We start from the raw sequence: 489 nt of genomic DNA on the forward strand, positions 1-489 counted from the left end.
GGGCGCAAGAACTCCCTGCGCATCGAACTCAACGGCGAGCGCGGCTCGTTGGCCTTCGATCTGGAGCGGCTCAACGAGCTCTCCTTCCACGACGGCACCGAGCCCGGCACGCACGCCGGGTTCCGCCGCATCCTCGTCACCGAACCGGATCATCCCTACCTGGATGCGTGGTGGCCGCCGGGTCACGGTCTCGGTTATGAGCACACCTTCGTCCATCAGGCTCGTGACCTGGTGCATGCCATCGCGTCCGGTACGGCGCCGAGGCCGTCGTTCGCGGACGGGCTCCAGGTGCAGCGGGTGCTGGCGGCCGTGGAGGAGAGCGCGGAGAAGAACTGCGTCTACACACCGATCGCTGTCTGAGGAAGGGTTTCGCGACATGCCACGCCCGTTCACGCTGTTCACCGGTCAGTGGGCCGATCTGCCGCTGGAGGAGGTCTGCCGTCTGGCCCGGGACTTCGGCTTCGACGGACTCGAACTCGCCTGCTGGGG

Annotated in this window: 2 pseudogenes; both read left to right on the top strand. The window is 67.3% G+C overall.

Annotation, left to right across the window (positions count from 1 at the left end):
- Positions 1–360, top strand: a pseudogene (locus IF54_RS0138930) (gfo/Idh/MocA family oxidoreductase); the annotation flags it as partial.
- A 16-nt stretch (positions 361–376) separates the two neighbouring features.
- Positions 377–489 (top strand): annotated as a pseudogene (locus IF54_RS42580) (sugar phosphate isomerase/epimerase); the annotation flags it as partial.

The organism is Streptomyces sp. NRRL B-3229 (assembly GCF_000719505.1).
GTDB lineage: Bacteria > Actinomycetota > Actinomycetes > Streptomycetales > Streptomycetaceae > Streptomyces > Streptomyces griseorubiginosus.